Here is a 7702-nt window from a genome sequence, read left to right as displayed (position 1 = left end):
ACGGCTGCCTTGTGGGCCTCGCTCTTCTTGCCGCCATGGACACCGGTCTCGATGTATTTCTTGGCATTGTCCCATGCACCACCACTGTTGTTGAGGATGAGTGCCATCAGGATACCGGTGATGGTTGCTACCATGAGGAAGCCGGCGAGGGCTTCGTACTTCATGGTGACACCGATGATGATGGGGAACACGATCACAAGGGCGCCAGGAAGGACCATGTTCTTCAGCGCACCCTGGGTGGTGATATCGATAACTGCTGCATAGTCTGGCTTCTTGGTGCCTGCCATAATTGCGGGGTCCTTGAACTGGATGCGGACTGCATCGATCACGGACTGTGCGGTCTTGGAGACTGCGCGGATGGCGAGGCTTGCAAAGAGGAAGACGAGCATTGCGCCGATGAGTGCCCCGACAAAGACGTTTACGTTTGCCAGGTTGACAACATCGAATGCCTTGCCGGTGAGCTTGGCAATGTCAGCCATGTAGGCGTTGAAAAGCAGGAATACCGCGAGGGACGCGCTGCCGATGGCATACCCTTTGGTAAGTGCCTTTGTGGTGTTGCCGGCTGCATCGAGCTTGTCCATGCGGTGCCTGACTTCGTCAGGGGCCTGGCTCATCTCGACGATCCCGCCGGCATTGTCGGCAATAGGGCCGAAGGTGTCCATGGTAAGGACATAGGCACAGACCATCAGCATACCGATGGTTGCAACGGCAGTGCCGTAGAGGCCGCCCTGAGGGATACCGGTCATGGTCCCGCACCAGTACGAAGCGAGGAGGGACACACCGATAAGGACAGCCGGAACCGCGGTGGTCTCGAGACCGACCGAGAATCCCATGATGAGGTTGGTCCCCGCGCCGGTCTCAGAAGCGTCAGCTATATCCTGCACCGGCCGGTAGTGGTGGTCGGTATAGTAGAGGGTGACCCTGAGGAAGGCTACGGAAAGGGCAATACCAATGAGACCTGCAAGGACGAAGTACATCCAGCCGGGTGTTGCACCGAGGAGGTAATAGACTCCGCCAAAGAGGAAGAACGCAGAGATGATTGCAGTGATGTAGTACCCGCGGTTCATGGCGTCCATCGGGTCGGCACCATCGACTCCCTTGACGGAAAGGATACCGATCATACTCGCGAGGAGACCGAGCGAACACATGACAATCGGGAAGAGGATACCGTTCACGCCGAAGATGGGGAAGAGCGCGACACCGAGGATCATTGCACCGATGTTCTCGGCTGCAGTGGACTCGAAGAGGTCAGCGCCACGGCCTGCACAGTCACCGACATTGTCGCCGACGAGATCTGCAATAGTGGCCGGGTTCCGGACATCGTCTTCGGGGATACCGGCCTCGATTTTGCCGACAATGTCTGCACCGACGTCAGCGGCTTTCGTGTAGATGCCGCCACCGAGCTGGGCAAAGAGTGCCACGAACGAGGCACCGAAGGCGAACCCGATGATGACGAACGGGGTATGGGTCGGGTCTGCACCGAGTGCAATGTAGGTGAGCGAGACACCAAGGAGTGACATCGAGGTGATGATCAGGCCGGAGATGGCCCCGCCGCGGAACGAGAAGTCAAGTGCCTTCCCATCACTGGTCTGGGCTGCTGCTGCCGTGCGGATGTTGGTCCTTACGGCAATCCACATGGCAACGACGCCGGCAACTGCGCTGCAGGTTGCACCGACGATAAAAGCAGCTGCCGTAGCGAGGGCAATCGCCTGTTGTCCGGTGAGATAATAAATAGCAAAGATCACCACTGCAGATACAATGGCAAGCACGGCGATAGTCGAATACTGGCGCTTGATGAATGCTTCTGCACCCACCCGGATCGCATCGGCAACCTCGCGCATCTTGGGCGTTCCCTGATCCTGTGAGAGGAGGTTACGCGTCAGGATTGCTGCGAGTCCCAGTGCGATGATACATATCGCAATTACGATGAGTAATACAAAGTCGATCATTCCATGACCTCCCTGCTGTGCCGGCAGGAGTCCTGCAACCTAACGGGACTACTAGCGTATTGACCGCACGAGACCGTACCGCTGGAAGAGGATCCGGGTAACACACCAGGTATGATAAATTGGCATCGGCACTATTCTGCCAGACCGGAACCAAAGGAGGGCGCAACGGTTCCCGGGATATCCCCGATTTTTTCCACAACCCATCCTAAGAGATCATTAGTGCTTTTTTGAGACATTAAACTTTTATCATTATTCCGGCCCTGCACCACATCCTGGTATTACACCTGAAGGCAGACGGTGCTCTTGTTTTTCTGATTTTTTTACTATTTTTTATCTGATTTTCCGCTTTTCCCTCATTTTCCGGTGTTTTTTCATGAATTATCGATTTTGTTGCAGGTTTTTTCACATTCTGCCGGCCACGCACAATTCACTATGATTAATAATGATAAATTCGCATATTCTTTGAAGGAGGGTATCTGGTGCAACTTGCGCAGCTGTTAATATTTCTCATCCTGTTTCCGCTCATTGCCGCGTTCTTTTTGTTTCTGGCAAAAAAAGACATCGAACGCGACTGGATTGTGAAACTGTCCGCACTGGCGATTGGGATTGTCAGTGTCTACCTGTTGATATCGACCTATAATAAGGGGGCCCTGCTGGTCTCGATCATTCCAGGAGAGCCGACCGGTATTCTCATGTTCATCCTTGAGATGCTGATTGCCGTATTCATCCTGTATCTCGGTATCGTGCACAAAAAGTGGCTTGTCGTGGGGCTCATCCTTGTCCAGTCCGTAGTGATGCTCTACTTCGAACTGGTATACGCCCACACCATCCACGTCCAGTCGAACCTGTTCATCGATGAATTCTCCAATATCCTTGCACTGATCATCGGCATCATCGGCAGTCTCATCTGCGTGTATTCGCTGGGGTACATGAAGTTCTTCCACGAACACCACCCGGAGATGCCGGACCGGCGACCATGGTTCTTTGCGATCATGTTTATCTTCATCGCAGCCATGTTCGGGCTGGTCTTCTCCAACAATATCCTCTGGGTCTATTTCTTCTGGGAAGTCACTACGCTGTGTTCCTTCCTCCTGATCGGGTATACAAAGACCGAGGAAGCCACCAATAATGCCTTTTCTGCCCTGTGGATGAACCTGCTTGGCGGGGTTGCATTTGCCGGCGCTATCATCTACCTTGCCATGTTCGGCAACGGTATCATGGGACTTGACACGCTGCTCGCATCCGGCAAAGTCATAGCCCTCATTCCGGCAGCTCTTATCGGGTTTGCCGGTCTCACCAAGGCAGCCCAGCTGCCGTTCTCCTCCTGGCTTGTAGGAGCGATGGTGGCACCGACTCCGGTTTCGGCACTCCTCCACTCCAGCACCATGGTCAAAGCCGGTGTCTATATTCTCGTCAGGCTTGCCCCCATCTTCCAGTCCACCTTCACGGGATATCTGATAGCCATGGTAGGAGCGCTCACCTTCCTTATCGCGTCCGGTATTGCGATATCACAGAGCAATGCAAAACGGGTACTTGCCTATTCAACTATAGCAAACCTCGGTCTCATTGTTGCCTGCGCCGGGATCGGAACCTACGAGGCGATCTGGGCTGCAATCCTCCTGATTGTGTTCCACGCTATCTCCAAATCTCTGCTCTTCCTCTCGGTCGGATCTGTCGAACACCGGATCAAGAGCCGCGAGATCGATGACATGAATGGGCTCATCGTGCGCATGCCCAGAATTGCTGCAATGATGGTGATTGGTATCGCCGGTATGTTCCTTGCACCGTTTGGTATGCTGATCTCCAAGTGGGCGGCAATACGGGCGTTCATCGATGTACCCTACGGTTTCCTGTTTGTCATCATTCTTGCCTTTGGCAGCGCCATGACGGTCTTCTTCTGGACCAAATGGATGGGCAAGATTATTGCCGTTACTTCTGACAGTAAGAACATTGAAGGGGAAGTTGATCACAGCGAGTGGGCAGCTCTGGTATCACTTGCCGGGCTCTCGATCATCACCACGCTGGTCTTCCCGCTGCTGTCGACAAAACTTCTCGAACCCTATCTCATGGCAAATTATGGTCACGTAGCCCAGCTGTCGCTCGGCAATATCACCATCATGATCCTGATGCTCCTCCTCCTCGTTGGCCTCCCGTTGAGCATCCTGATACCCCAGAGAAAGCACAAGCATGTGCCCCCCTACATGGGTGGCAGAACTACCACCCACGATATGCGATTCTCCGGGTCTCTGGGCATGCAGAAAAAGACAGTGCTCTCCAACTATTATCTCCACGAGTATTTCGGTGAAACAAAACTCAGAACCGCAGGGATCTGGATCTGTTCAGCCATCATCGGCATCATGTTTATTGCAACCGCGTTGCGGGGGGTGTTCCTGTGATCAATATTGTCTGGGCTGCTTTCTTTATTCTCGTGGCACCTGTTGTCGGAGGGCTGGTTGCAGGTATTGACCGGAAGATCACTGCACACATGCAGGGCAGGGTCGGCCCTTCAATCCTGCAGCCATTCTACGATGTGGGCAAGCTCTTTGAAAAAGAGCAGGCCGTAGTGAACGAGACGCAGATTTTCTATGCCATCTGCTACATCATCTTCATGGTTTTCACCGGGGCACTCTTCTTTGCCGGCGGGGATCTGCTGCTCGTCATCTTTGCCCTTACGCTGTCGCAGCTCTTCCTTGTACTGGGTGCGTTTGCCGCAAATTCTCCCTACAGTTATGTAGGGGCGGAGCGGGAACTGCTCCAGATCATGGCCTATGAACCGATGGTGATCCTGACTGCGGTGGGTATGTTTGTCGCAACGAACAGCTTCAATGTCAACGATATTGCATCGAGCACGACACCAGTTGTCCTTCTCATTCCCGGTATCTTCCTCGGTTTCCTCTATGTGCTGACGATCAAGCTGCGCAAATCACCATTCGATATCTCGACATCGCATCACGCTCATCAGGAGATTGTAAAGGGTGTAACCACAGAATTTTCCGGCCCGTCACTCGGTCTCATCGAGGTCAGCCACTGGTACGAGACAGTCTTTTTGCTCGGGTTTGTATACCTCTTCTTCGGGTTCAACCCGCTGATTGGTGTAGCTGCCGTCATCATCGTCTACCTGTTAGAGATACTCATCGACAATACAAATGCCCGTGTCCGGTGGCAGTTTTTGGTGAAGAGCTCGTGGCTGATTGCTGCCGTCGTGGGCGTGGTCAACCTTGCTGCACTCTACTTCCTGTCGGGAGGTATTCCATGACCTACCTTGCAAAATCCCCGTGGATCATTCATTACGATGCCTCGAGCTGCAATGGCTGCGATATAGAGATTCTTGCCTGCCTCACCCCAATGTATGATGTCGAGCGGTTCGGCATCATCAACACGGGTAACCCGAAACATGCGGATATCTTTGTTGTGACCGGTTCGATCAATGAACAGAACCGCGAGGTCATCCAGAACATCTACAACCAGATCCCGGATCCGAAAGCGGTTGTTGCAGTCGGTATCTGTGCTTGTTCGGGAGGAGTGTTCCGGGAATGCTACAATGTTGCCGGAGGCATCGATAAACTCATACCGGTTGACGTCTACGTGCCCGGGTGCGCAGCACGCCCAGAGTCCATTATCGACGGGATTGTCACCGCGTGGGGCATTTTAGAGGAAAAACGGATCAAAAAGGTGAGCTCTCCCATGGTAACCGATCACGGTCATAAAGAACACCACAGGCACGCGGAAGGAGGTGCACAATGATGGAACCACAGACAATTCTCCCGATCAGTGTCGGGGACGTAGTTACGAAGGCCGAGCAGGCAAAGAAAGACGGCAACCGTCTGGTTCAGATCGGGTGCACGAAGATCGAAGACAACTTCGAGATTCTCTATGTTTATGACAAAGATTACAAGCTCACAAACTACCGCATTACCGTAAAACAGGCAGATGAAATTCCCAGCATCAGCGGAATATACTTTGGTGCGTTTGTATACGAGAACGAGATCCATGACCTGTATGGTATCCATGTGAAAGGGATCAATATCGATTTCAAAGGCACGTTCTACAAGACAGCAATCAAACATCCTTTCAGCGTGACCATTGTAAAGGAGGACGACGCATGTCAAAACAAATAACCGTCCCGTTCGGCCCCCAGCACCCGGTGCTTCCTGAACCCCTCCACCTCGACCTTGTACTGGAGGATGAAAAAGTCGTAGATGTCATCCCGACCATCGGATATGTCCACCGGGGTCTTGAAAAACTCGTGGAGAAACGGGAATACACCGAGTACGTCTTCATTGCGGAGCGGATCTGTGGTATCTGCAGTTTCATCCACAGCCAGACCTATGTGCAGGGTATTGAGCAGATAATGGGGCTTGAAGTTCCAGAGCGGGCCCAATATCTCAGGACGATCTGGTCGGAATACTCAAGACTGCACTCGCACCTGCTCTGGCTTGGCTGCTTTGCAGACAGTATGGGTTTTGAAAGCGTATTCATGAATGCATGGAGGCTCCGTGAGCATATCCTTGACGACCTCGAAGCAACCACAGGTGGCAGGGTCATTCAGGGTGTCTGCAAGGTGGGCGGCGTCCGGCGGGATATATCTCCTGAAAAACTCGATGAGATGGTCAAGGGGCTCAGGGGGATCGAGCACGAACTCCAGGATCTCACGAATGTGTTCCTGCACGACAGTTCGATCCAGCACCGGCTGAAAGGAATTGGGGTTCTCAAGAAGGAGGATGCCTATTACTTTGGTGCGGTAGGCCCCACGGCACGGGGCAGCGGTCTTGCGATCGATATCCGCGAGACCGGTTACGCGGCTTTCGGAAAGATCAACTTCAAACCTGTAGTGGAACACGATGGGGACTGTTATGCCCGCTGTGCCGTGCGGGCAAAGGAAATGTTCACCTCAATAGATATCATCGAGCAGTGCGCAAAGAAGATCCCTGACGGGCCGGTTGACATAAAAGTGACCGGTGCACCGGATGGCGAATATCTCTCAAGGGCTGAGCAGCCACGGGGAGAAGTCATCCACTACATCAAGGGCAACGGCAAGAAGAACCTTGTCCGGCACCGCGTTCGGACCCCCACGTTCACCAACATTCCCCCGCTTGTTACGCTCTTAAAAGGATGCGAACTTGCGGATGTGCCGGTGATTGTCCTGACCATCGATCCCTGTATCGGGTGTGCGGAGAGGTGATGCGACGATGACATTTTTCGAGATGACAAAAACCGTATTAAAAAGCGTGTTCTCCCGCCCGGCCACCCTGATGTATCCGGCAAAACCGGCCAAGAAGACCGATGCTACCCGCGGGCACGTGAAGATCAATCCGGACGGGTGCATTACCTGCCGGTCCTGCCAGCGCAAGTGCCCGACCCAGGCAATCTGTGTCGAGGTCAAGGAGAAGACGTGGCAGATCGACCAGATGCGCTGTGTGGTTTGTGCTGTGTGTGTGGATGTCTGCCCCACGAAATGCCTTATCATGGACAATCAGTACCGCCCGGCAATGACTGCCCGGGGCGGTCTTGAGAAGTTTACCGTGGCAGGGCCAAAGAAGAAGGAACCGGCAGCGGTATAATCCCGACGTTCTATGCGAAAGCCCCCATAAGGTTGATGAAAACCCCCAAACGGGTGTCATGGCGACGCTCCTCTTGGGCTGCTTCCCCCACTGGGGGAGAGAGGGGCCACACTCCTGACAGCCGTAAGACAATAAACGAACAATAAAAAAAATAGGGTTTCAACAGAGCCAGGGTAACAGAAAAGAAGCGAT

8 protein-coding genes are annotated in these 7702 nt (G+C 53.4%); 6 read left to right on the top strand and 2 right to left on the bottom strand.

The features are described 5' to 3' along the window. Together WC593_08850 and WC593_08845 are read right to left on the bottom strand one after the other, a co-directional pair. Window positions 1–1949, bottom strand: a 1949-nt coding sequence (locus WC593_08850; GenBank protein MFA4825254.1) for a sodium-translocating pyrophosphatase, incomplete at its 3' end; no start/stop codon positions are given. A 235-nt stretch (window positions 1950–2184) separates the two neighbouring features. Next, window positions 2185–2355, bottom strand: coding sequence for a hypothetical protein (locus WC593_08845; protein MFA4825253.1), 171 nt, complete (start codon window positions 2353–2355; stop codon window positions 2185–2187). Between the two features lie 73 nt (window positions 2356–2428). On the opposite strand from WC593_08845, the gene WC593_08840 reads away from it, so the two are divergent. From WC593_08840 to WC593_08815, 6 genes are read left to right on the top strand one after another with little or no spacing between them, the layout of a single operon-like run. After that, window positions 2429–4345: a proton-conducting transporter membrane subunit gene (locus tag WC593_08840; protein MFA4825252.1), complete on the top strand. Its 1917-nt coding sequence runs from the start codon at window positions 2429–2431 to the stop codon at window positions 4343–4345. Beyond that, a complete protein-coding gene (locus WC593_08835; protein MFA4825251.1) occupies window positions 4342–5205 on the top strand; it encodes a complex I subunit 1 family protein in 864 nt (287 codons plus the stop codon). Before WC593_08840 ends, WC593_08835 begins: the two co-directional genes overlap by 4 nt. Further along, complete coding sequence (locus WC593_08830; GenBank protein MFA4825250.1) at window positions 5202–5693, top strand: NADH-quinone oxidoreductase subunit B family protein; 492 nt, start codon at window positions 5202–5204, stop codon at window positions 5691–5693. The genes WC593_08835 and WC593_08830 overlap by 4 nt, the downstream gene beginning before the upstream one ends. After that, entirely contained in the window at window positions 5690–6067 is a 378-nt protein-coding gene (locus tag WC593_08825) for an NADH-quinone oxidoreductase subunit C (protein MFA4825249.1), read from the top strand. Before WC593_08830 ends, WC593_08825 begins: the two co-directional genes overlap by 4 nt. Next, window positions 6052–7131, top strand: a complete 1080-nt coding sequence (locus WC593_08820; protein MFA4825248.1) for a nickel-dependent hydrogenase large subunit — start codon at window positions 6052–6054, stop codon at window positions 7129–7131. Before WC593_08825 ends, WC593_08820 begins: the two co-directional genes overlap by 16 nt. A gap of 7 nt (window positions 7132–7138) precedes the next feature. Further along, on the top strand, window positions 7139–7510 hold the full coding sequence (locus WC593_08815) for a 4Fe-4S dicluster domain-containing protein (protein ID MFA4825247.1): 372 nt from the start codon (window positions 7139–7141) through the stop codon (window positions 7508–7510). Window positions 7511–7702: the final 192 nt, after the last annotated feature.

Origin of the sequence: Methanoregula sp. (assembly GCA_041645435.1) — an archaeon.
Taxonomy (GTDB): domain Archaea; phylum Halobacteriota; class Methanomicrobia; order Methanomicrobiales; family Methanospirillaceae; genus Methanoregula.
This window is presented reverse-complemented; position numbering and strand designations above follow the sequence as displayed.

What these genes read in the sequence shown, in the direction of transcription:
- WC593_08830 (MFA4825250.1), top strand. Translation starts at nt 5,202, where the DNA reads ATGACCTACCTTGCAAAATCCCCGTGGATCATTCATTACGATGCCTCG.
- WC593_08820 (MFA4825248.1), top strand. Translation starts at nt 6,052, where the DNA reads ATGTCAAAACAAATAACCGTCCCGTTCGGCCCCCAGCACCCGGTGCTT.
- WC593_08825 (MFA4825249.1), top strand. Translation starts at nt 5,690, where the DNA reads ATGATGGAACCACAGACAATTCTCCCGATCAGTGTCGGGGACGTAGTT.
- WC593_08815 (MFA4825247.1), top strand. Translation starts at nt 7,139, where the DNA reads ATGACATTTTTCGAGATGACAAAAACCGTATTAAAAAGCGTGTTCTCC.